The organism is Bradyrhizobium sp. DN3, from assembly GCF_041357655.1.
Taxonomy (GTDB): Bacteria; Pseudomonadota; Alphaproteobacteria; order Rhizobiales; family Xanthobacteraceae; genus Bradyrhizobium.
In genome coordinates this window covers 93,167-116,293 of the sequence record NZ_JAULLN010000006.1, presented here as the reverse complement: position 1 = coordinate 116,293, position 23,127 = coordinate 93,167, and the positions used below count along the sequence as shown (strand labels likewise).

Annotated in this window: 18 protein-coding genes and 2 tRNA genes; 10 read left to right on the top strand and 10 right to left on the bottom strand. The window is 63.8% G+C overall.

The window, feature by feature from the left end; genetic code table 11:
• Positions 1-9: 9 nt before the first annotated feature.
• The 6 genes from AAE027_RS11390 to mobB all read right to left on the bottom strand — a co-directional run bounded on the left by AAE027_RS11390 (position 10) and on the right by mobB (position 7,653).
• Positions 10-1,662 carry an OFA family MFS transporter gene (locus AAE027_RS11390; protein WP_370988104.1) on the bottom strand — a complete coding sequence of 551 codons (1,653 nt, stop codon included), beginning with the start codon at positions 1,660-1,662 and terminating at the stop codon, positions 10-12.
• Between the two features lie 342 nt (positions 1,663-2,004).
• On the bottom strand, positions 2,005-4,029 hold the full coding sequence (locus tag AAE027_RS11385; protein ID WP_370988103.1) for a sensor histidine kinase: 2,025 nt from the start codon (positions 4,027-4,029) through the stop codon (positions 2,005-2,007).
• A complete protein-coding gene (locus AAE027_RS11380; protein ID WP_370988101.1) occupies positions 4,022-5,455 on the bottom strand; it encodes a sigma-54-dependent transcriptional regulator in 1,434 nt (477 codons plus the stop codon). Before AAE027_RS11380 ends, AAE027_RS11385 begins: the two co-directional genes overlap by 8 nt.
• Positions 5,456-5,580: 125 nt before the next feature.
• Positions 5,581-5,814 (bottom strand): sulfurtransferase TusA family protein, encoded by a 234-nt coding sequence (locus AAE027_RS11375; RefSeq protein ID WP_028142272.1) that lies wholly within the window; start codon positions 5,812-5,814, stop codon positions 5,581-5,583.
• A gap of 45 nt (positions 5,815-5,859) precedes the next feature.
• Positions 5,860-7,116, bottom strand: a complete 1,257-nt coding sequence (locus tag AAE027_RS11370; protein WP_370988100.1) for a molybdopterin molybdotransferase MoeA — start codon at positions 7,114-7,116, stop codon at positions 5,860-5,862.
• 9 nt (positions 7,117-7,125) lie between these two features.
• Positions 7,126-7,653, bottom strand: coding sequence for a molybdopterin-guanine dinucleotide biosynthesis protein B (gene mobB, locus AAE027_RS11365; protein ID WP_370988249.1), 528 nt, complete (start codon positions 7,651-7,653; stop codon positions 7,126-7,128).
• Between the two features lie 104 nt (positions 7,654-7,757).
• On the opposite strand from mobB, the gene AAE027_RS11360 reads away from it, so the two are divergent.
• Together AAE027_RS11360 and mobA are read left to right on the top strand one after the other, a co-directional pair.
• Complete coding sequence (locus AAE027_RS11360) at positions 7,758-8,648, top strand: formate dehydrogenase accessory sulfurtransferase FdhD (RefSeq protein ID WP_370988099.1); 891 nt, start codon at positions 7,758-7,760, stop codon at positions 8,646-8,648.
• Positions 8,635-9,285, top strand: coding sequence for a molybdenum cofactor guanylyltransferase MobA (gene mobA / locus AAE027_RS11355; protein WP_370988097.1), 651 nt, complete (start codon positions 8,635-8,637; stop codon positions 9,283-9,285). The genes AAE027_RS11360 and mobA overlap by 14 nt, the downstream gene beginning before the upstream one ends.
• Positions 9,286-9,336: 51 nt before the next feature.
• On the opposite strand, the gene AAE027_RS11350 is transcribed toward mobA, so the two are convergent.
• Genes AAE027_RS11350 through AAE027_RS11340 form a run of 3 tightly spaced genes read right to left on the bottom strand, consistent with a single transcriptional unit; the run spans position 9,337 to position 13,293 of the window.
• The gene (locus AAE027_RS11350; RefSeq protein WP_370988096.1) at positions 9,337-11,286 is read right to left on the bottom strand and encodes a molybdopterin biosynthesis protein; all 1,950 of its coding nucleotides are present in this window, start codon (positions 11,284-11,286) and stop codon (positions 9,337-9,339) included.
• A 13-nt stretch (positions 11,287-11,299) separates the two neighbouring features.
• Positions 11,300-12,406 carry a molybdopterin-binding protein gene (locus tag AAE027_RS11345; protein WP_370988095.1) on the bottom strand — a complete coding sequence of 369 codons (1,107 nt, stop codon included), beginning with the start codon at positions 12,404-12,406 and terminating at the stop codon, positions 11,300-11,302.
• Positions 12,407-12,459: 53 nt separating this feature from the next.
• The gene (locus tag AAE027_RS11340) at positions 12,460-13,293 is read right to left on the bottom strand and encodes an ABC transporter substrate-binding protein (protein ID WP_370988093.1); all 834 of its coding nucleotides are present in this window, start codon (positions 13,291-13,293) and stop codon (positions 12,460-12,462) included.
• A 270-nt stretch (positions 13,294-13,563) separates the two neighbouring features.
• On the opposite strand from AAE027_RS11340, the gene AAE027_RS11335 reads away from it, so the two are divergent.
• Together AAE027_RS11335 and AAE027_RS11330 are read left to right on the top strand one after the other, a co-directional pair.
• Positions 13,564-14,457, top strand: a complete 894-nt coding sequence (locus AAE027_RS11335) for a substrate-binding domain-containing protein (protein ID WP_370988092.1) — start codon at positions 13,564-13,566, stop codon at positions 14,455-14,457.
• A gap of 97 nt (positions 14,458-14,554) precedes the next feature.
• Positions 14,555-15,784, top strand: coding sequence for an ABC transporter substrate-binding protein (locus AAE027_RS11330; RefSeq protein WP_370988091.1), 1,230 nt, complete (start codon positions 14,555-14,557; stop codon positions 15,782-15,784).
• A gap of 124 nt (positions 15,785-15,908) precedes the next feature.
• Here the strand turns inward: AAE027_RS11330 and AAE027_RS11325 are convergent, their stop codons facing one another.
• Positions 15,909-16,871: a TAXI family TRAP transporter solute-binding subunit gene (locus tag AAE027_RS11325; protein ID WP_370988090.1), complete on the bottom strand. Its 963-nt coding sequence runs from the start codon at positions 16,869-16,871 to the stop codon at positions 15,909-15,911.
• A gap of 106 nt (positions 16,872-16,977) precedes the next feature.
• On the opposite strand from AAE027_RS11325, the gene AAE027_RS11320 reads away from it, so the two are divergent.
• From AAE027_RS11320 to AAE027_RS11295, 6 genes are all read left to right on the top strand, one after another.
• Complete coding sequence (locus tag AAE027_RS11320) at positions 16,978-17,943, top strand: Bug family tripartite tricarboxylate transporter substrate binding protein (RefSeq protein ID WP_370988089.1); 966 nt, start codon at positions 16,978-16,980, stop codon at positions 17,941-17,943.
• A 355-nt stretch (positions 17,944-18,298) separates the two neighbouring features.
• A tRNA-Ile gene (locus AAE027_RS11315) sits at positions 18,299-18,374 on the top strand.
• 174 nt (positions 18,375-18,548) lie between these two features.
• On the top strand, positions 18,549-18,725 hold the full coding sequence (locus AAE027_RS11310) for a hypothetical protein (protein WP_370988088.1): 177 nt from the start codon (positions 18,549-18,551) through the stop codon (positions 18,723-18,725).
• Between the two features lie 312 nt (positions 18,726-19,037).
• Entirely contained in the window at positions 19,038-19,271 is a 234-nt protein-coding gene (locus AAE027_RS11305) for a hypothetical protein (RefSeq protein ID WP_130219806.1), read from the top strand.
• A 241-nt stretch (positions 19,272-19,512) separates the two neighbouring features.
• Positions 19,513-19,588: transfer RNA gene (locus AAE027_RS11300), tRNA-Ile, on the top strand.
• Between the two features lie 302 nt (positions 19,589-19,890).
• Positions 19,891-22,764, top strand: coding sequence for a TM0106 family RecB-like putative nuclease (locus AAE027_RS11295; protein ID WP_370988087.1), 2,874 nt, complete (start codon positions 19,891-19,893; stop codon positions 22,762-22,764).
• Positions 22,765-23,127: the final 363 nt, after the last annotated feature.

The following is a 23,127-nucleotide window of genomic DNA, read 5'->3' as shown; positions in this document are numbered from 1 at the left end:
CCTGCGCGATCAGAAGATCTTCACCGCGCTCTCGAGCGTCTTGTACACACCCCATGCCAAGGGAACACCGACGAAGGCCCAGAACAGCGCGGCCCTGGCATCCAAACCGCCCTTGCCGATGCCGAAGGAGCCATGCTGGATGCCGGCCTGGGTCTTGGCACTTGCAGCCTGAAGCTTGGCAACCTCCTCCTCGCTCATGTTCCACTTCGGATCGACCGGCTTGATCAGGTAGTTGCAGATCAGTCCCGCGATCAGCATGGCGCAGAGGATGTACATGGTGGTGTTGTAGAGCTGGTCGCGCGGAACGCCCGCCGCAAGCTGGAACTCGCGAATGTAGTTCACCACGACCGGGCCGATGATGCCGGCGGTCGACCACGCCGTCAGCAACCGGCCGTGAATGGCGCCGACGAACTGCGTGCCGAACATGTCGGCGAGATAGGCGGGCACGGTCGCGAAGCCGCCGCCATACATCGACAGGATGATGCCGAAGCCGAGCACAAAGAGCAGCTTCGAGCCCATCGCCGCGAAGGTCGGCGCCAGCGCGTAGAGAGCGATGCCGAGGATGAAGAACGTGTAGTAGGTGTTCTTGCGGCCCATCAGGTCCGACATCGACGCCCAGAAGAACCGGCCGCCGATGTTGAACAATGACAACAGACCGGCGAAGCCGGCGGCGATCGCCGCGATCGCCGCCTTCTGTTCAACCGAAAGCTGGCCGAAGGTCAGCTCCGGATGCCCGATCAGCTTGCCGGCGAAGATCTCCTGAAGCATCGGCGAGGCCATGCCGATCACGCCGATACCCGCCGAGACGTTCAAGCAGAGCACCCACCAGATCAGCCAGAACTGCGGCGTCTTGTGCGCGTTGTCGAGGTGCACATGGTGCTCGGTGATCATCGACTTCTTCTCGCTCGGCGGGGTCCAGCCTTCTGGCTGCCAGCCGGCCGGAGTCACGCGATAGGCGAAGGCGCCGATCATCATGAAGACGAAGTAGACCACCCCCATCGTGACGAAGGTCTCCCAGACGCCGACCGAACTGGGTGTCTTGAAGTAGTTGATCAAGAGATTGGCGAAAGGCGCTCCTATCATGGCACCGCCGCCGAATCCCATGATGGCCATGCCGGTCGCCATGCCGCGACGATCCGGAAACCATTTGATCAAGGTCGACACGGGGGAGATGTAGCCGAGCCCAAGTCCCACGCCACCGATCACGCCGGCGCCGAGCCACATGATCCAGAGCTGGTGGACGTAGACGCCGAAAGCACCGATCAGAAGACCACCGCCCCAACAGCAGGCGGCGACGACGCCCGCCTTGCGCGGACCGGCGCGCTCGAGCCAGCCGCCCCAGATCGCGGCGGAGACGCCGAGCAAGACAAAGAACAGCGTGTACATCCACCCCAGGCTTGCGACCTTCCAGTCGCAGGTGGTGGTGAAGAGCTCTTGCCACAGCGACATATCCGGACAGGCTTTCGGTGCGGTCAACCCGATCGCGCGCGAGAGCGGCAGCCAGAACACCGAGAAGCCATAGGCCATGCCGATGCACAAATGGATGCACAGCGCTGCCGGCGGAACCAGCCAGCGATTGAAGCCGGCGGTCGCGATCGTGCGTTCACGATCGAGGAAGCCGGAAGCACCAATTGGTGCAAGAACGGTATCGGCAGTCGTCATAAGCATTACCTCCAAAGCGTGGCCTTGCCGGCACGTCGGTTTGAGACCGGTCGTGTGCGAGCTTGGCAGCCGCGCATGACAGGTCGGACTTCATGCCGAAGCGGAATCGTCTGGTGCGCATCCGTCATGTGCGCCGAGCAAGCAGCTGGTTGCGGGTGATGTCCCTTCACCCCGCAAGCAGCGTTGCAGTGACGGCTATCGCGCCCTCATCCCCCTCAACACCCTGTCTTGAGATGAGCAACGCGCGTGCCAGAAGTCGCATCGTGATGATTCAACGACTTCCCGCAGCGCAATACGCTGCGCCGGACAGAATGTCCTGAGATCCTCGGACAAAATGTCCAATCAGGTCGCTTCCGGCAGCCACACTGTGAATGTACTCCCGGAACCGACGCGGCTTTCGGCCGTGATCTGCCCACCCTGGCGCTTGATCAGCGTCTGGCTGATGGAGAGGCCGAGCCCAGTGCCTTGCCGCCGTTTCGTGGTGTAGAAGGGGTCGAATATCTTTTCGATCACCTCAGTGCTCATGCCGATGCCGGTGTCGGCGACCTCGATGGCGACGCCTTGATGGCCGTCGCGCTCGGCATCGAAGGAGCGGAGCGTCAGGGTTCCGCCTTCCGGCATGGCATGGATCGCGTTGACGATGAGATTGACCAGGACCTGCTGCAGCTCGTTGCGGTTCATCAGCACGAGCCGGTTGGCGCGGTCGTCCCTGACCACGGCGATCTCGGTCTTGTTCAGAAGATGCTGCACCAGCGGCAGACAGTCGGAGATGACGCTCGCCGGAGCATGGCGCTCGACATAGCCGGCATATTCCTCCGGCCTTGCAAACTGCAACAACTTGGTCACGATCTGGCTAATGCGGTGAATCTGCTCGTCGAGCAGGCGAAACTCGACCTTCGCCTTGTCGGCATCGGCCCCGAACACGCTGCGGATGACGTCGAGATTGCCCTGCATCACCGCGATCGGATTGTTGATCTCGTGCGCAACGCCGGCGGTGATCTCGCCGATCGCAGCCAGCTTCTCCGACATGATGAGCTGCTTGGTGGTTGCCTCGAGCTTGAGATTGGCGTGCTCGAGGTCCCGGGTGCGCTCCCGCACGCGGACGTTCAGTTCCTCATTCCACTCCCGGAGCTGTCGGTCGCGTTCCTGGATCTGGTCGAGCAGGCTATCGAGATGAACCGCGACGCGGCCGATCTCGTCACCCAACACCGGCATCTTGGTGCGGGCGGAGAGGTTCCCGCGCTCCACCTCAGTGATCGTCGCCGTGACGCGCTCCAGCGGCATGAAGATGGAGCTCGCCCAGCGCAGGAAGATTGGTACGGTCGCTGCGGTGATCGCGATGAACGCTACGATGATGATCATCAATGTCTGGTATTTGGCTTCACTGAACGGCTTCTCCAGAAAGCCGACATAGAGCATGCCGACCCGCTTGCCGTAACTGTCGACCAGCGGCTCGTAGGCGGAGATGTACCAGTCATTGACCACGAAAGCGCTGTCGAGCCAGGTTCGCCCCTCGCCCAGCACGGCCGAGCGCACCGCCGCCGACACGCGCGTGCCGAGCGCGCGCCGTCCCTCGAACAGACGGACGTTGGTCGATATCCGCACGTCGTCCAGGAACAGCGTCGCAGTGCCCTGGCTGCCCTCCGGCAGGCTCGCCGCGCGATAGACGAGATCGTTGATCGTGTCGATGAATTCGAGATTCTGGTTGAGCAGCGTGCCGCCGACCAGCGCAGCGGCGCCACCGTCAGGTAGCATCGCCCGGCTCGCCGCATGCACGACCATGCCGCGCGTCTCGGTGCTGCGGTCGGTCGGCACCGCGTTCGGCGTCGGCACGAGGTCCAATCGCGCGCGCTCAGCCAGGGCCGGCGAAATTGCGGCGAGCTCGTCATTGCCGAAAATGTCGACGCCCGTCGCAGGGACCTGGCCCGACAGCGCCGACCTGATGATCGGCCAGTCGCTTCTCGGTCGATGCTGCAGCGGCGGCGATGAGGCCAGGACGTCGCCGCGACCGTTGGTCAGATACAGGAAATCGAGACCGATTTCCTTGCGGGTCTCGTCGAGCAGATCCTGCAGGGAGCCGCGCGCATCCGGCGCCAGCACCTCATGGAAGCGGGCCGACAGGCTGAGCGCCCGGAGCTGGACGCCGGTCTTTTCCAGGATGCGGGCGAGATATTGGTGGGCGATGGTGAGATCGCCGTTGACCTTGGAGATCAGGGTCGCGTCGAATTTCGCGTTCCAGCGATAGATCGCAACGCCGAGCAGGAGCGGCAGGATGACCAGCATCGGCAGCAGCGCGATCGCGAGCAGCCGGAAGCGGACGGAGCGTCCCCGCATAGGCTCGCCGCTGCGGCCGGCAGCATCAGACATCCCACAACGCGCATTTGCGGTCGATGGTCTTGCGTGAGATACCGAGGCGACGCGCCGCCTCCTCCCGATTGCCATTGACCTCCTTCAGCACGCCGAGAATGTGACGGCGCTCGAGCTCCGCGAGACTGTCGGCAGGCGCCGACTGACCGTTGTTGCGGGGATCGGCGAAATCGTCGGGGAAGGCGCCGAGGATCAGCGTGCGCTCGATCAAATTGCGCAGCTCGCGCACATTGCCCGGCCAGTCATAGCTTGCGAGCGCCGCCCGCACCGAGGCGTCGATCGGCACCGGCGGCATGCCGAGCTGAGCCGACAGCTTGCTCATGAAGATGGCGGCAAGCTCCTGCACGTCATCGCCGCGATCCTTCAGGAGCGGCAGGCGGATCTGCATCACGTTGAGTCGGTAGAACAGATCAGCTCGGAAACGGCCCTTCTCGACCTCCTTCTGAAGCTCGGCATTGGTTGCGAAGATGAAGCGAAGGTCGACCGGAACTTCACGCTCGGAGCCAACCGGACGGACGCGGCGGTCTTCGAGCACGCGGAGCAGCTTGCTCTGCATCGGCAGCGGCAGCTCCCCGATCTCGTCCAGGAACAGCGTGCCGCCATGCGCATACAGGAATAAGCCCTCGCGCCCCGAATCGGCGCCGGTGAAGGCGCCCTTGATGTGTCCGAACAGCTCGGCCTCGATCATCTCGGGCGGGATCGCCGCGCAATTCACGGGCACGAAGGGCTTGTCGGCGCGGTCGGACAGCGAGTGGATCGAGCGCGCTGCCACTTCCTTGCCGGTGCCGGATTCGCCGGTGAGGAGAACCGAGGTCGGCAGGCGCGCGACGCGCGCGATGGTCTCACGTACGCGCAGCGTCGCTGCCGACTGTCCGATCAGATTGTCGCGCAGAAAGGTGCGGTCGGACGAGGCACGCAAAGCATAGCGCAGGACATAGTTCTCGCGCTGGAGGCGGACACGGTCGAGGCATCGTGCCACCGCGTTGAGGATCTGGTTGGAGCGGAACGGCTTGAGCACGAAATCGGCCGCACCGGCGCGCAAGGCCTGAATCGCGGTGTCGAGGTCGGCATAGGCGGTGATCAGGATGGCGTCGGCGAAAAAGCCGACGGCGCGCTGCTCGGCGAGCCAATCGACGCCATTCTTGCCTGGCATGATGTTATCGAGAATGACGACGTCGTAGCGGTTGGAATCGAGCTTGCGCGAGGCCTGGTCGGTATCGGCTGCCTCGTCCACCAACTTGCAGCGCGGCGCAAGCGTGCGCACCAGGAAATTGCGCATGCCCGGCTCGTCGTCGACGATCAGGATGGAGGCCTGGGCCAGCGCGCCGAACTCCGGCCCTGCAGCCGTCTTGCCGAGCTTGACGGCAGGCTCGCGGCCCACCGCGGGACTCGCGGCTGCGCTTGCCCTCGGCGTTGAGAAAGTCATGCCCGATGTCTTAGGTTTGAGATCATCCACCGCAATATTCGGCGCCTTTCGCACTGCAGCGAAGCTTCGGCCGTCCCCCGCAGGCGCAGCATAGTCAAACGTCGCCGCCGTGAACATTCGCCTTTCTACGGGGCGTCGCTCTTTTCGACCAGGAATACGATGCGCGCCTCGTTGCGCTCGGTGATCTCGACCTTGTCGCCGGTCTCGCGAATCAGATTCGGAATGTCAATCACCGACAAGGGATCGGTGCAGTGCACTTCGAGTTGATCGCCAGGCTGCAACGGCTTCAGCGCCTTGCGCGTCTTCAGAGCAGGTAACGGGCATTTCAGCCCGGTGAGATCGAGCGTCGTTCGGGTCATGGGCGCAACATGGCGGGATGAGGCGATGGCGTCAACGCAGCCGCATCAGAGCAGATCGGCGTAGGGTAGGAAACCTACGCTGTGCCCCGGCTCGACGCCCGTGACGCTTTCGGCGAGTTCGACCAAGCCGTCGGTCTCGATCAGCGACGACAACAGTCCAGCGCCTTCCCGCGGGAACTTGATCGCCTCGAGCATGCCATCCTCTCCGCGCCGCAAGGAGACGCGAACATATTCGCGCCGGCCCGCCTTCTTCTTGTAAGTGAACGCGGCGCGCACAGGGATCGGCGTCAGCGGCTCCGGCAGGCTGCCGGCGAGCGCCAGCACCGTCGGCCGCACCACATGGACGAAGGTGACGAAGCTAGCAACGGGATTGCCGGGCAATCCGATCAGCGGCGTGCCGTCGATGATGCCCATTGCGACCGGCCGGCCGGGCTTGATCGCCATCCGCCACAGCACCAGCGAGCCGATGCTCTCGACCGCCGCCTTGACGTGATCCTCCTCCCCGGTCGAGACGCCGCCGGTGGTAAGGATAAGGTCGTGTTCGCCGGCGACCTGCTTCAGGCCGTTCGCAAGCGACGTCGGTTCGTCGCGCAAGATGCCGAGATCGCTGACCTCGCAGCCGAGCCGGCGCAGCATCGCCATCAGCATGAAGCGGTTGGAATCGAACAGTTGCGAGGCCGCGCGCGGCTCGCCGGGCGAGGCCAGCTCGTCACCGGTCGAGAACACCGCGACGCGGATGCGCCTGACGACGTCGAGGCTGGTCAGGCCGAAGGCGGCGGCGAGGGCAACGTGCTGCGGCCGCAAGCGCTGGCCGGCGCGCAGCGCGACGTACCCTTCGGGAATGTCCTCGCCCGCAGGGCGTACATTGGCACCCGGCTTCAGCCCCGGCGGCAGCACCACTTTGCCGGACTTATCGATGCGGACATCTTCCTGCATGAAGACCGTCTCGGCATCCGGCGGCATCGGCGCGCCCGTGAAGATGCGCGCGGTGTGGCCGGGCTTGATCGGCGCTTGTGCAAGGCCGCCGGCCTGGATGCGGCCGTCGAGCGGCAACGCCTGCTCCGTGCCTTGCGGAAGATCCGCGCTGCGGACGGCGTAACCATCGACGGCGGAGTTGGTGAAGGGCGGCAGCGGCAAAGGCGCGGCGATATCGTGCGCCAGCACGCGCCCATCCGCTTCGACGAGCGCCACGGTTTCGAGATCGGCGATCGCATTGACGCGCGTGGTGATCAGGCCAACGGCCTCGTCCACCGACATCATCGGGCCGCCGAAGGCAAAGCAATCGTCCGATAGTTGCGCCATGGTGCCTCGTCAGCGCATCGCGGCGCTTTTCGCCACCGCTTCCTCAACCGGCATCGCCGCGCGCAGCAACAATGCCGCCACGGCTGGAATATCGTCGAGATGGACAGTCGGTAGCCGGGTTTCAATGACCACGTCGGTCGCAATCCCGGCAATGCCGGGATCGTCTGGAAACAGCAGTGGCTTACCATTGGCGCCGCGATGCACCTCGATCTTGCGATGTGGCTCGCGCTTGAAGCCCTCGACCACGACCAGATCGACCGCGGACAGCTTGCCCAAGAGTTCCGGCAGCCGCGGCTCCGCCGCGCCGCGCAATTCGTGCATCAAGGCCCAGCGGTTGGACGAAGCAACCAGCACCTCGGCCGCACCGGCCTCGCGATGGCGCCAGGAATCCTTGCCGGGCACGTCGACGTCGAACTGGTGATGCGCATGCTTGATCACGGAGACGCGCAGGCCCTGCGCGTTGAAATGCGGGATCAGCCGCGTCAACAGCGTGGTCTTGCCCGCCCCACTCCAGCCCGCAAGGCCGATGACTTTCATAACCACCCGATCTCCGCCAACGGCTCGCCAGCCGATGGAACTTCCGGCCTCTCCCCGTCATGCTTATATCGGCTTGACCCGAATGTCATGCTAACCTCGCAACCATGATGAAGATCGACAAGACCCCGGTGCCCCTGATCGTCCCTGACACGGACGACCCGCGCCTGACCCAGAGCGTGACCGGGACCGACCAGACCGGCGCCAGGGTCGAGATCAAGGTGCCGATGGAGCGGCCGCTGACGCTCTACCTGAATTCGCAGGAGATCGTCACCATGATGACGATCGGCGACTATCCGGAATATCTGGCGCTCGGCTACCTGCTGAACCAGAACATGCTGAAATATAATGATGCGGTCACCGAGGTCGAATACGACGACGACCTCCAGGTGGTCGTGGTGCGCACCTCACACCACACCAATTTCGAGGCCAAGCTGAAGAAGCGCACGCAGACCTCGGGCTGCGCACAGGGCACCGCCTTCGGCGACCTGCTGGAGGCGGTCGAGAGCGTCGCATTGCCGAAGGCCGAGCTGCGCACCTCCTGGCTCTACCAGATGACGCAGACCATCAACACCATGCCCTCGCTTTATCTGGAGGCCGGCGCGATCCATGGCTGCGTGCTGTGCAAGGAGGGCACCCCGCTTTGCTACACCGAGGATGTCGGCCGTCACAACGCCGTCGACAAGATCGCGGGCTGGATGTACCGCCACGGCGTCGAGCCTGGCGACAAGATCCTCTACACCACGGGACGCCTCACCTCGGAGATGGTGATCAAGACCGTACGGATGGGCATTCCGATCCTGGTGTCGCGCTCCGGCTTCACCGCCTGGGGCGTCGATCTCGCAAGGCAGGTCGGGCTGACACTGATCGGCCGCACCCGCGGCAAGCGCTTCATCGCGCTCGCGGGCGAAGACCGCATCGTCTACGACCAGAACCTCGCTTACGTCGAGGAGGAATCGGCGAAGCACAAGCGCAAGGGTGAAGGTGGTGACGACTAGTTTTCCGGCCGCGAGCATTCCGCCGACTCTTGGCGTGCTGCTCGCCGGCGGTCTCGCCCGCCGCATGGGCGGCGGCGACAAGCCGATGCGCAGCATCGGTGGCCGCACCATCCTGGAGCGTGTGATCGCGCGCCTTTCACCCCAATGCAGCGGACTGATCCTCAATGCCAACGGCGATCCCGCACGCTTCGCCGCGTTCGGCTTGCAGGTGGTCGCCGACGACGTGCCCGGCTTTCCCGGTCCGCTCGCCGGCATTCTCGCGGCGCTCGACTGGACCGCGGCAAACCGGCCGGAGATCGAGTGGGTGCTCAGCGCCGCCGGCGACTGTCCCTTCCTGCCGCGCGATCTGGTCGCCCGACTGCATGAGGCGCGGGCGCGCGAGAACGCGCAGCTCGCGGTCGCCGCATCGGGCGATCAGTCGCATCCGGTGATCGGCCTGTGGCGCGTCGACTTGCGCGACGAGCTCCGCCACGCGCTGGTGGTCGAAGACCTCCGCAAGATCGACCGCTGGACCGCGCGCTATCCGCTGACGACGGTGACGTGGCCGACCGAGCCGCTCGACCCGTTCTTCAATGCCAATACCGTCGAGGACATCGCCGAGGCCGAGCGGTTGGCGGCGCTGGATGACGCATCGTAAGGCGGTGTGCTCCGGTTAGCTTGGATCATTGAGAAGCGCCGCTTCGTCAATCTACGCGGGTCGGAACCCCGCCTGCTCCAGCGCGGCGCGCGCTTCATTCGAGCCGAGTGCATCGAGAAAGGCCTGCACCGCCGGCCGCGCTTTGCGCGCCGTCACCAGCGCGAAGTCATAATGCTCCTCCGCGAGCGGAATGAAACCAAGGCCGACCGCGTGGGCGACCGGCGCAATGGTCATGCCCCAGTCGGCGCGGTGCTGGGCGACGGCCGCTGCCACCGCGTTGTGCGAGCGCGGCTGGTTCCAATAGCCTTCCGGGCGCGCGCCGCCGAGCAGCCGGTCGATCAGGATGCGCGTGCCGGCGCCCTGGTTGCGGTTGACCATGATGCAGGCGGGGTCGGCGAGCGCCGCCGCGACGGCGTCCTTTGCGCCGAGGCCTTCGAAACGCTTGTCGCCCTTGCGGAAGACGATGCCCTGCATCCGCCGCCAACCCGGAACGAGTTCGAGCCCCTCGACGAGATAGGGCGCGTTGTAGGTTTCGCTCTTGTCGTCGAACAGATGGATCGGCGCGAGATCGCACTCGCCGCGCCGCGCTGCCGCGAGCCCGCCGAGGCTGCCGACCGCGATCGAGCGCACGGTGAGGCCGGCATGTGCGAGCTGTGCGGTGACGAGATCGAGGCCGGTGCAATGGCTGCCGACGATGACGAGATCGGGCACGCGCACATGCGGCGTGAACAGCGTCACCTCGGTCTGCGTGCCGGCCGGCATCTGGTCGGCGAGCGCGTCGATGCGCAGAAAGCCATCGGCCTGCGCGAATGACGTGATCGCACCGGATCCCTTGCCGGAGGGATAGGCGATCAGGCCGCCCCGACCTTCAACCAGCGAGACCATGACGAATTCGGTGCGGCCGAGTTCGGAAGCGATGCGCACCGGCACGGTCGCGTTCACCTTGGCCTCGGAGCGCGGCGGCAGCCCGGCCATCCTGCGCAGCACCGGCACGATCATGTCATGGAAGGTGAACATCGCCGAGGTCGGAAAGCCCGGCAGGATCACCACCGGCTTGCCGTCGCAGACCGCAAGGCACAGCGGCTTACCGGGCTTGAGCGCAACGCCATGCGCGACGATGCCGGGCTGGCCGAGCCGGTCGATGATGCGGTGGGACAGGTCGCCCGCGCCTTTCGACGTGCCGCCCGATAGCACCAGCATGTCGGCATCCGCCAGCGCGCGGCGCATGGCGGCTTCGAGCTTGGCTTCATCGTCGGGAATGGCGCCAAGGAAGACCGCCTTGCCGCCATTCTCGTCGATCGCAGCAGCGACGATCGCACCGTTGGTGTCGTAGATCTCGGCGGGCGCGAGCAGCTCTCCGGGCTGCACCAGCTCGTCGCCGGTGGAGATCACGGCCACAATCGGCTTGCGCGCGACATTCACCTCGGCGATGCCGCAAGCGGCCAGCATGCCGATCTCGCGCGAGCCGATGATCGTCCCCGCACGCAGCAGCGCTTCGCCGCGCGCGATGTCGGATCCGGCATAGGAGACGAATTGCCCGGGAGAGGTGGCACGACGAACCTCGATCGCATCCGACCCTGCCGGCTGGGTGTGCTCGACCATGACGACAGCGTCGGCGCCGCGCGGCAGCGGACCGCCGGTGGCGATCGCCGTTGCGGATCCAACAGCCACTTGCAGCGTCGGGGCTGTGCCGCAGTGGATGGTTTCATCGTTCAGCGCGAGACGAACGGGTGCACCTTCCCCCGCCGCAACGACATCGGCTGAGCGGACCGCAAAGCCATCGACATTGGAGCGGTCGAACGGCGGAACGTCGATCGGTGCCGTGACGTCTTGGGCAAGCGCCGCACCGAGTGCATCGGCGAGCTTGAACGTTGCACTCGGAATCGACCGCGGGAACAGCGCTGCCTCGAAGCGGGCCAGCGCTTCCTCCCGCGACAGGACCTTCAGGAACTGCTCCTGTTCCAGCGCGCTGCGCTCTTGCGACCGCGGAATCATCGTCATGCCGGAACCCATATCATTCCCGCATCAGATAAGCACCGACCGGCGTGCCCGCCGCAAATCCCTCGTGGCTGGCGGGGACGAGCAGCCATGCATCGGCACCGGCGATGGCCTGGAGCGACCATTCGCCCACGGCAAGCGGCATCCACGCATGATGTTCCTCGGCCAAGAGGACGATTTCGGCGATGCCGACGCCGGATGCGATCTTGCGTGCGAGCGGCAAGCTCACCTGTCGGCGTGGCCGGCGCGCCGACAGGTGGTCAATGAGTGGCAGCACGAGCGCGAGCCAGGTCGCGAGCGCATGATCGGGCGAGCCGGGCAAGGCGACGATCGGAACCTTTTCGAGCCGGCCGACCGCGGCTGTGCGTCCAGGCTGGAGCGCAACGCCATGGGCAAGCACCTCGCCGCGCCGGGCCAGCGCCGCGATGGCTGCATCCCGGCGGCCGACGCCACTGCCGCCGACGGTCAGCAGCAGATCGCTGGATGACGCATCGAGCGCCTCGGCAATCGATGCTTCGTCGCGCGCGCTGGCGTCAAACGTCCTCACATCCAGTCCCGCTGCGCGCGCGCTCTCGGCGATCATCCGCGCCGTCGTCGTTGCACCCGGCACATTGACGACGCGCAGCCGCGGCCGCCGCACGAAAAGCTTTTCCAAGCCAGCAACGCGCGCGATCAGCAGATCGGCCGCAGCGATGGGATAGCCCTCGGCGCCGGCGGGCGTGCGCGCGGCGACGTCGCTTCCGGCGCGCCTGACGCCCTGCCCCGGCACGGCCTCTGCCAGCACCTGGGCCAGCGGACCCGATACCTCGACCGCGCCAGCATCGAGCACGCAGTCGCAACCCTCCGGCATCGCGTCACCGGCATCGACCCACGCAGGAGCCATCGCCAGCGGCAGCGGCGCGTACGCGGACGCACCGACGAGATCATTGGCCGAGAGCGCCCAGCCGTCTGCTGCGGCAATGTCGCACGGAGGATAGGCGGCAAGCAGCGGAGTGCCCACCGCGATGCAACCGATCGCTTCCGCCAACGGCAACTCCACCGGCGCAACAGCATCGACGCCTCGCAGCAACCCGGCGAGCGCAGTGTCGAGCGGCGTGAGCGAGGACGGCAGGCGTTGGGTCATGCGCCATGATGGACCATGCATCGCCCAGTTTGGCAACCGCCGGCAATGCGGCCTCAGCCGCCCGATCTGTCCGAATTGGGAAAGAATAGCTGCTGCCCGTCGACCTTGTAGCCGGCGATCACCGTCTGCCCCTCCGGCGAGGTCAGCCAGTCGATGAAGGTCTGCGCGAGGTCCTTCTTCACGTTCGGAAACTTCTCGGGGTTCACCAGCATCACGCCGTACTGATTGAGCAGCCGCCTGTCGCCTTCGACCACGATGTCGAGATCGCCGCGATCCCTGAACGAGATCCAGCTGCCGCGGTCCGACAGCACATAGGCGTTCGCCGCGCGCGCGGCGTCGAGGGCTCTCGTCATGCCCGCCCCGGCCTCGCGATACCAGGCGCCCTTGGCGCTCGCGATGTCGATGCCGGCGACGATCCAGAGCGCGAGCTCCGCGGCATGGGTGCCCGAGCGGTCACCGCGCGTCACGAATGGCGCCCCCTTGGCCTCGATCGCCTTCAGCGCGGTCGCGATGTCCTTGCCCTTCACCGCGGCGGGATCGCTCTTCGGCCCGATCAGCACGTAGTCGTTGTACATCACGTCGAGGCGCTTCACGCCGAAACCATCGGCGACGAATTTCTCCTCCTGCGGTCGCGCATGCATCAGCACGACGTCGACCTCGCCCCTTCGCGCCCCGTCGAGCACTTCATCGGCGCGCCGCGCGATCACCGTCACGTCGATGCCGGTCTTCGCGCGGAAGATCGGCAGCAGATAATCGAGCAGGCCGGACTCCTGGGTCGCCGTCGTTGTGGCGAGGACGATGCCACGCTCCTCCGCGGCTGACGCCGCAACGCCCGCAGCAAGGCCGCAAAGAAGCGCGAATGCAACGGCGAGGCGGCGGACGGCCATGATAAGGGTTCCCATTAGCTGTGACGGGATCATGATGACGATCGATTGCGCCGCACTCGTGACGCCATCTGCTCCTCGCGCTGCCCACTCGGGAAATTTCGGCAAAGCGCGAGCGCTTTCGGATCGTTCACCAAAGCAGAAATCGCGCGCGAGGATGTGTTGCAAAGCAGCGAGATGATCGGGCATGGTTCCCGCGGACACGAATTGAAATGCAGAATTCCACCTGCGTCGGACGTCAAAAAGAAGCAAGAATTTGCATAGGAATGCAGGATGGAATTCCTGACGACCAGCGAAGCCGCCGACTATCTTCGGCTCGGCGAACGCAAGCTTTACGAACTCGTCACCACCGGTGCGATCCCCTGCACCAAGGTGACCGGGAAGTGGCTCTTCCCGCGGCACGAGCTCGATCTCTGGGTGCTGTCGGGACTGGCGCGCCCGGCCGGCATGCTGATCGCGGAGCCGCCGCCGGTCGTCGGCGGCAGCCAGGACGAGCTCTTGGCTTGGAGCCTGCGCGAATCCGGCTCTGGGCTGGGATCGATGAGCGAGGGCAGCGCGCGCGGACTCGAGCGCTTGCAGCGCAACGAGGTGATGGCTGCGGCGGTGCACTTCCATGCCTTGGACGCCGCCGACAATCTCGCCAGCGATGCCAGTGTCGAGGCGCTGCGGGCAGCTCCCGATCTGCACGACGCGGTGCTGGTCGCGTTCGTACGCCGCGAGCAGGGCCTCGTGCTGCCGCACGGCAATCCCAAGCATCTGCACGGCCTGTCCGACGTGCTCGCACGCGGCGCCAGGATGGTGATGCGACCACAGGGCACGGGCGCGCAGATGCTGCTCGACGTGCTGCTCAAGCGCGCCGGCGCCTCGACGCGGGATTTGCGCCGCATCGAGACGCAGGCTCTGACCGGCCCGGACCTCGTCGAGATCGTCCGCGTCGGCCAGGCCGATTGCGGGATCGCGACGCGCGCGGCGGCGCGCTCGGCCGGGCTGGATTTCGTGCCGCTGGTCTGGGAGAATCTTGACCTCGCGATGCGGCAGCGCAGCTATTTCCGCCCCGCCATGCAGGCCCTGCTCCGGCTGCTCGACGAAAGGCGGCTGCACCAGCGCGCCGAGGAGCTGACCGGCTACGACCCCTCGCTGGCCGGACAGATCCGCTTTGCGGCCTGACATTGACGCCCGCCCCCGAATAGTTGCAAAAGAAACCAATTCAGCCGGGCATACCCGGGCAACACCGGCCAACGAGCCGGATCAGGGGAGGAGAAGGATGAATCCAATCAGATTTGGACTGCCGGTCGCGGCCGCCTTTGCAGCGATGCTCTTGGCGGCGTCGCTGCTTTCAGGTGCGGCGTCGGCGCAGGTGTCGGACAACGTCGTCAAGATCGGCGTGCTCACCGACATGAACGGCCCGGCCTCGGCGCCGACCGGCCAGGGCTCGGTGACGGCGGCGCAGATGGCGATCGACGATTTCGGCGGCACCGTGCTCGGCAAGCCGATCAGCGTCGTGATCGGCGACCACCAGCTCAAGGCCGATGTCGGCGGCGCGATCGCGCGGCGCTGGTACGACGTCGACCAGGTCGATCTGATCGTCGACGTGCCGGTCTCCGCGGTCGGGCTCGCGGTGCAGAACATCGCCAACGAGAAGAAGCGGCTGTTCATCACCCACTCCACCGGCACCGCGGATTTCCACGGCAAGTTCTGCTCGCCCTACGCGATCCAATGGGTGTTCGACACCCGCGCGCTCGCGGTCGGCACGGCGGATGCGGTGGTCAAGCGCGGCGGCGACAGCTGGTTCTTCATCACCGACGACTACGCCTTCGGCCATTCGCTGGAGCGCGACGCCTCCGCCGTCGTCACCGCCAATGGCGGCAAGGTGCTGGGCTCGGTGCGGCCGCCGCTGGCAACGCCCGACCTCTCCTCCTTCGTGCTACAGGCGCAGGCCTCCAAGGCCAAGATCATCGGCATCGCCGCCGGTCCCCCCAACAACATGAACGAGATCAAGACCGGCTCGGAGTTCGGCGTGTTCAAGGGCGGCCAGCAGATGGCGGCGCTGCTGGCGCTGATCACCGACATCCACGGTCTCGGCCTGCAGGCAGCCCAAGGCCTGCTCCTGACCACGTCGTTCTATTGGGACATGGACGACAAGACCCGCGAATGGTCGAAGCGCTATTTCGCCAAGATGAACAAGATGCCGTCGATGTGGCAGGCCGGCGTCTATTCCAGCGTGATGCACTATCTCAACGCCATCAAGGAGACCGGCACCGACGATCCACTTAAAGTGGCCGCCAAGATGCGCGAGAAGCCGATCGAGGATTTCTTCGCCCGCAACGGCAGACTGCGCGAGGACAATCTGATGGTGCACGACCTCTGGCTGGTTCAGGTGAAGACGCCGGAGGAGAGCAAATATCCGTGGGACTATTACAAGATCCTCACGACGATCTCCGGCGACAAGGCGTTCGGGCCGCCCGACCCGGCGTGCGCGCTGGTGAAGAAGTGACGGTGGAGCCGTGCTGACGGTGCACCCTCTCCCCTTGTGGGAGAGGGTGGCTGCGCGAAGCGCGGCCGGGTGAGGGGTTTCTCTCCGCTAGAACCAGCTCTCATTGGATGCGCGGAGAGTCTCGCTATTTCACCACGCCGATCTCGCGAAAATACTTCATCACGCCCGGATGGATCAGCTCCACCTTTGGCGCTGCCGCGACCGTGTTCGCGGCCGTGGTCTCGCAGGCCTGCGCGAGCTTCTTGCAGAACGTCACTTCTGCGCCATGCAGCGTCTTTGCCAGCCGATAGGCCACGTCATCCGGCAGGTCGTTGCGCGTCAGGACAATACTCCACGAGCCGAGCGAGGCGATCGGCTCCGTCTGCTTCGGATAGCTATTGGCCGGCACGGAGAGCGGCTTCAGGAACGCATGCTTGGCGCGGATGCGTGTGATCTCTTCTGCGCTGGGCGCGATGAAGCGTGCGCCTGACGCGCTCGATGCGACCGCGGCAAAGCCGGGCCAGCCGATGCCGGCGCCCCACAGCGCGGCGACGCGGCCGTCTTCGACCATCGCGGGGCCGTCGCCGGCACGGTCGAGATAGACCGCCTTGAAGTCCTCGTCCTGCTTGAGGCCGAGTCCGTCGAGCACGTAGCGCGCCAGGATCGGCAGGCCCGAGCCTTTGGCGGCGAACGCGACGGGCTGACCGACGAGATCGCGAATGGTCTTGTAGGGACTGTCCGCCCGCACCACGAACATGCCGGGGTTGGAATAGATCGCGGTGAGGATCTTCAGCCGCACAGGCGCACGGCCGATGCCGGCAAAGGCTTCATAGGCCGGCTCGCCTGCGACCAACGCGAGATCGAGCTCGCCTTTCTCCAGAAGCGGGATGTTCTCGTTGCTGCCCTTGGTGTTGCGCGGGATGATCCTGGTTTGCGGATCGGCCGCGTTCATCACCTCCGCGAAGGCGTTGCCGTAGAGCGGAAAGCCGCCGCCGGGCGTCGCAGTGCCGAGGCTGAGTGTCGTGGTCGGAATGGCATTGCCTCCGGTTTGAGCAGCGGCGGAGCTGGCGAGCAGCGCCGCGGCGAGCAGAATAGTCGCGAATCTCATGGTCATTTCCGCCGAGCCTGCGTCAACACCGACTTGCGACGATGTAGGCAGCAGCCCGATTTTGTGAAAGCATGCCCCCAACGACAATAGAACAATGGGAGGCGTCATGTTGCGAATTTTGCGTCACGGTGTTTTTGGGCTCGCAGTTCTTTTAGGTCTTTTCAGCGCCACACTTCCCGCCTCCGCCGCCTATCCCGACCGCCCCGTGCACTGGCTGATCGGCTTTTCCGCCGGCGGCCCGGTCGACATCGTGGCAAGGATCATGGCGCAGTGGCTGTCGGACCGTCTCGGCCAGCAATTCATCGTCGAGAACCGCACCGGCTCCGGTGGCAACATCGCGGCCGCCGCCGCGATCAACTCGCCGCCGGACGGCTACACGCTGCTGTTTGTCGCGCCCAACAACGCGATCTCGACCTCGCTCTACAAGAAGCTGCCGTTCGACTTCCTGCGCGATACCGTGCCGGTCGCGAGCATCATGCAGCTCACCAACATGCTGGTCGTCTCCAACGCGTTCCCGGCGAAGACGGTTCAGGAGTTCATCGACTACTGCAAGGCCAACCCCGGAAAAGTCTCCTTTGCCTCGTCCGGCAACGGCACCTCGGTGCACATGTCGGCCGAGCTGTTCAAGGTGATGACCAAATGCGACATGGTGCACGTGCCCTATCGCGGCTCGGCCATCGCCTTCCCCGACATCATCTCCAACAAGGTGCAGCTGATCTTCGACAACCTGCCCTCCGCCATGGAGCAGGCGAAAGGCGGCAATGTCCGCGCGATTGGGGTGACCTCGCCGCAGCGCTGGCCGAGCGTGCCCGCGATCGCCGAGACCGTGCCGGGCTTCGAGTCCGTCGGCTTCTACGGCATCTCCGCACCAAAGGGCACGCCGCCCGAGGTGATCGAGATCCTCAACAAGGCCGTCGGCGAAGCGCTGAAGGACCCGAAGCTGGTCGCCCGCCTCGCGGAGACCGGCGGCATCCCCAAGCCGATGACCCCGGCCGAGTTCGGCAAGCTGGTGGCAAACGAAACCGAGAAGTGGCGCAAGGTGGTCGAGTTCGCCGGAGTTTCGGTGGATTAGGCGGCGCCCCGCCGCGGGTGCATCGCTTGCCGGCAAGAGGTTTGAGGGGACCGACAGGCCCTCTCAACAAAAAGTGCGAAAACAACCCCATGCACAGTAGAAGATGTGAGCAATCACAGCGGGTTAGGGAAACGCAAGAGCAGGAACCGGCCGGATGACCGCATGGCCATTTGACTCGTCGGGCAAAACACTGGCAAAATGCGATTATTCCGAATCCAGCGATCATCCGACGAGCAGGTGCTTGCCGCGCAGCCCCGGCTTTCCGTTGACCAGAGCCGGCATTGCACCCCCGCCTCAGGCCCTGTAAACGAACCGCGCACCGTTGCCGGCCGCGCGAAGCGGCCGCCTCGCGGCGGGGCCTGTAGCTCAATGGTTAGAGCCGGCCGCTCATAACGGTCTGGTTGCAGGTTCGAGTCCTGCCGGGCCCACCAGCCTTCGCTCGCTTCGCGAGCTACGGCTCGGCAAGCCAGCTCAGGCGGCTATGGCGAAGTGTGCGAAGGCTGCCACGCCGGAGCCCGAAGGGCGAAGGCGGGCGCTGCCATGAAAGACTTCGGAACAGCCCATAACGCGCGGCAGGCTGAGATCGTTTGCAACTAGGGGTTTCGATGGCCAAGCCTACGAAAAGGAAAGCGCCGCGCTCAGCGGCCAAGCTGAGCGCGCTCGACGACCTTCTCAAGGAAGACGGCAAGCTCGAAGAATTTCAAGCCGTAGCCATCAACGTCTTCAGTCCCACGCGGCTCGTAGGCTCTTTGGACGATACGTACGCGACGACTTGTGCATAACTGACCTGTTCCGCTTCTGGCGCGGATCATCGCGGGCATAGCCCGCTTGGCTAGCATCGTCGTCCCCTGTCAAATATACCACTTTTTTGCCCAGCACAGTAACGGCCGCATTTGCATTGCATTGTCGAATAGGGTGACATGCACCCAAATGACCCTCGTCAATTTCACGGATTCGGAGGCTCACGATTTAAGTGCGTCACCGTAATGCGAGGGGGCGGGGGAAGTTCCGGCGTCGGTCCCTCGGATTTTTCTGCATTTGTCGGCGGCCTCATTAAGGTGCTGCACATTGAGTCCAAGTAAGGGGACAGCCTGATGTCGGAGATCGACCCGCATACGCTGGAAGGCCATCTCTCGAAGCTAGTAGAGGACTGCGAATCCTTGACGATTGTGTTCGGCGTGCAGAATGCATGCACCATGTACCCGCCCTACATCGTGGGGAGGGATTTCATCGCTGGGAGCGATCATACGGACCACGCAAAAGCTAGGCCTCTCATGGCGCCGTTCAACAGCATCCAACAGATCATCTGTCACCCGACGAAGAGCTAGATGATCAAGCGCCCGCACGGGGTTTTACGTCACTACACGTATTGCCCCGCAGCAGCTCGACGCGCCGTGATGGGCGCCCCGGATTTGAGGATTTGGAAACGCCGCCTGCGGCATGGCGAGAGGAGCGCGATTTGACGGCGCGGAAGCTATTACGGTGACAGTGGTGGACTGCACTGTCACCGTAATCTTGTAAACGAACCGCGCACCGTTGCCGGCCGCGCGAAGCGGCCGCCTCGCGGCGGGGCCTGTAGCTCAATGGTTAGAGCCGGCCGCTCATAACGGTCTGGTTGCAGGTTCGAGTCCTGCCGGGCCCACCAGCAAATCAATCACATATTAGGTTTTCATTTTCGCTGGCCGTGGGTCACCGCACCAGAAACGCCTCCTTCGATGTTCATCGGTACGCTAGCAGTCTACTGGTTCACGCCTGATCTGACTATGGTGTCCTCCACTCGATCGTAGATTCGACGGTTTTATCGAACCAAAAGGTCCGACTGCACTCTGTGCTGGTCTCATCGACAGCCTCATACAATCCAGCCTCCTTCAGCGGTTGACTGCCCGAATTAAGCAATAGTCGTGTGCAATGAGCGTACCGCTTTTTGGTGACAATGGGAGGCACGCGATGTCCTCCAAGATCGCTGACGATGTTATCGATGCGCTACAGCACTGCCGCTTGAAGGCGTATTTTCAACTGCGTGGCGAGCAAGGGACCCAGTCGGGGTACGAGAGGCTTCTGATCGAGCAGCGAGCCAACCTGCAGTCCAAGGCGATCGAAAAGATTCGACGCGATTACCTCAAAGCCGAGCTGACTACTGACCTGAATTTGTCGGTAGCCAATCTTCGCCAAGGAGCAGCGCTTGTCCTTGGTTCTTGCCTGGAAAACGATCGCTATGCTGTCCACTTCGATGCCCTACGCCGGATCGACGGTCCCTCGGTACTTGGGAACTTCCGATATGAACCGGTGCTGTTTTGTGCGGCGCCCCGGGTTCGCGCTCTCGATCGCCAGCAACTCGCCACACGCGCGGTTCTCTTAGGCCGATTACAGGGCGCTCTTCCTAGCGGCGGAACCGTATATCTCGGGCGCAACGGCGCGAGGACGAACATTCGGTTCGGATCAACACTGACGGCGGCGGAAACTCTCCTCCGGGATGCCGAGCGCCTACAGCGCGCTGATATCCCGCCAAAGCTACTATTGAACGACCATTGCCGAATCTGCGCGTTCCGCGATCGTTGCCGTGACCAAGCCATCCGGGAAGACAATCTTAGCCTTCTGCGTGGCATCGGTGAAAAGACGATCAAACGTTACGCTCGCAAGGGTATCCTCACACTAACTCAGCTCGCCCATACATTTCGGCCTCGGCGACGCGGCAAACGCACCGATATCCCACTCACCCGGCGAGACCACGCGCTGCACGCGTTAGCCATTCGCGATAAGACACTCTATGTGTTGGGCTCACCCACAATTCCAATGGCGACAGTGCGTATCTATGTGGACATGGAGGGTGATCCCGAAGATGGTTCCATTTACCTGATCGGACTTGTCGTTTGCGAAGGCGAGCGCGTCGAGCACCACTCGTTTTGGGCTGATGATCGGAAGGGGGAAGCCGAGATATTCGCTCGATTTCTCGACATCGTCGCGCAGCATAGCGCGCCTCGCCTCTACTCCTACGGCAACTACGAGCGAACCGTTATCGCGCGCATGCGACGTCAAGCCCGGCGTAAGAAGCCCATTGACGCTATTTTGGCTGTGCTGACGAATGTACTCACAATCATCTACCCGCATTTCTACTTTCCAGCCTACTCGAACGGCCTCAAGGAAACGGCAGGCTGCCTCGGCTGCCGCTGGACTGAGCCAGACGCCTCCGGCATCGAGAGCGTCGTTTGGCGCAAGAACTGGGAAAAGACCGGCGACGCTTCATGGAAGGCCAAGCTGATCCAATACAATCTGGAAGACTGCGAAGCGCTGCGTAGAGTCTGCGCGTTCTTGGCCGAAGCACCGAGCTGCAGTGCCAACAGCCTACCGCAGGACGGACTGCGCGTGGCATCGGTGGCGCAGCTCGACAAGCTGGCGCGCACAGCCACTTGGTCCAAATTCGCGCATGCCGACTTCGAATTCGTCAATAAGCGGGCCTATTTCGACTACCAGCAACGTCACGTGTTCGTGCGAACTAAACCGGCTCGGCGCAAGCGAGGCAACAATAAGGGGAGCCGACGCTGGCAAAATCGGGACTTGCGGGTTACGCACCGGATGGAGATCACGGCAACCCGCTGTCCCGTTTGCGGCAGCAAGCGGATCGTGCCACTCGACCCAAAGCAGCGGCCGAAAGACCTACAAAGGAGGCGCAAGCGCGCCATTGATCTCGTCATCACGCCGGGAGCGATCCGACGAAAGATCGTAGAGTTCAGGACCGTTGCCTATCGTTGCGAGTCTTGCCAAAAATGCTTCACGCCCGAGCGCTATGATCGACTAACGCGGTACTTTCATGGCCTAATGAGCTGGTTTGCGTACCAGCACATCACCCATAGGCTTGGGGTCAGGTCGCTGGCCGCGCTCTTCTATGAGACCTTCGGAGTCCGTGTGAATTTTTGGGAATTCACCGATTTCCGGCATCTGCTTGTCCACAAGTACCGCAAGACCTGCAAAATGCTCCTCGCGCAGCTCATTGCCGGGCCGGTGCTCTACGTTGACGAGACCGAGATCAAGTTGAAGGACGGTAACGGGTATGTCTGGGTGTTCGCGAGCCCATACGCGACGATCTACATCTTCCGACGCTCGCGTGAGGGGGATTTCCTACGGCAAATGCTCAAGGACTTTAGAGGCGTGCTGGTCTCCGACTTCTATTCCGCTTATGACGGACTTCCCTGTTTGCAGCAGCGTTGCCTCATCCACCTGATGCGCGACATGAACCGGGCGATTCTCGACAATCCGTTCGACCAGGAGCTTCAATCCATTACAACGCCATTCGGCGGTCTCTTGCGGTCAATCGTGACGACCATTGACGAGCATGGTCTCAGGCAGCGCTATCTGCAAATCCATGCCAAGGCGGCCGAAGCATTTTTCGATGCACTGGCTGAGCGGTTTTACGAATCCGAGGCCTCCAAAGCCTTACGAGAACGACTACTCCGAAATCGCCAGCGCCTCTTCGCGTTCCTGCAGCACGATGGCGTGTCGTGGAACAACAATTTGGCCGAGAATGCCATCAAGCGCGTCAGCGATTACAGGGAGGATGTCCGACGAAGTGTCAAAGAAGCCGGCCTTGCCGAGTACTTGGTATTGCTGAGCCTTTATCAAACCTGCCGCGTCAGAGAGATAAGTTTTCTGAAATTCCTTCTATCGCAGCAACACGATATGGATGCCTTCGTAGCGAGCAAGCGGCGGCCGCGTTTGCAGCAGATCGAGGTCTATCCAAGAGGCTATTTGCCTCCTTCAATCATTTCACTTCGCCGGGTGAAGGCAATTCGGGTCGGCGACACGGTGGCGGCGGAAAGCGAGTGAGTGCTTGGGTCCGAAGTCCGCCGCAGCGATGTCGCCACTCCTGTCGCGGCGGCCCCCTCATCGCAAACTTGAGCGAAGTCGACTCCTCACTTCAAGGCGAGCTCGAGTTGGCGATCGTTCTATCAAGGGAGAATTGCGCCGCGCATCGCAAGCGCCAGCGCCGACGCAAACGGACTCAGCATCTCATCGGTCATGGAGATGCTTCTGTTCTTGAGTCAAGCTTGCGCTTCCTCGTCCGCCACAGCATTTATCGTGCAGGTGGTTCAGTCCCGAGGCTCCAACGAGAGATAGGGCCTTCGTCGCACACAGCGACTTTGTCCGAGTTCAAATCCAGCCTTTCGGAGAGCCTATCTTCGTCGTACC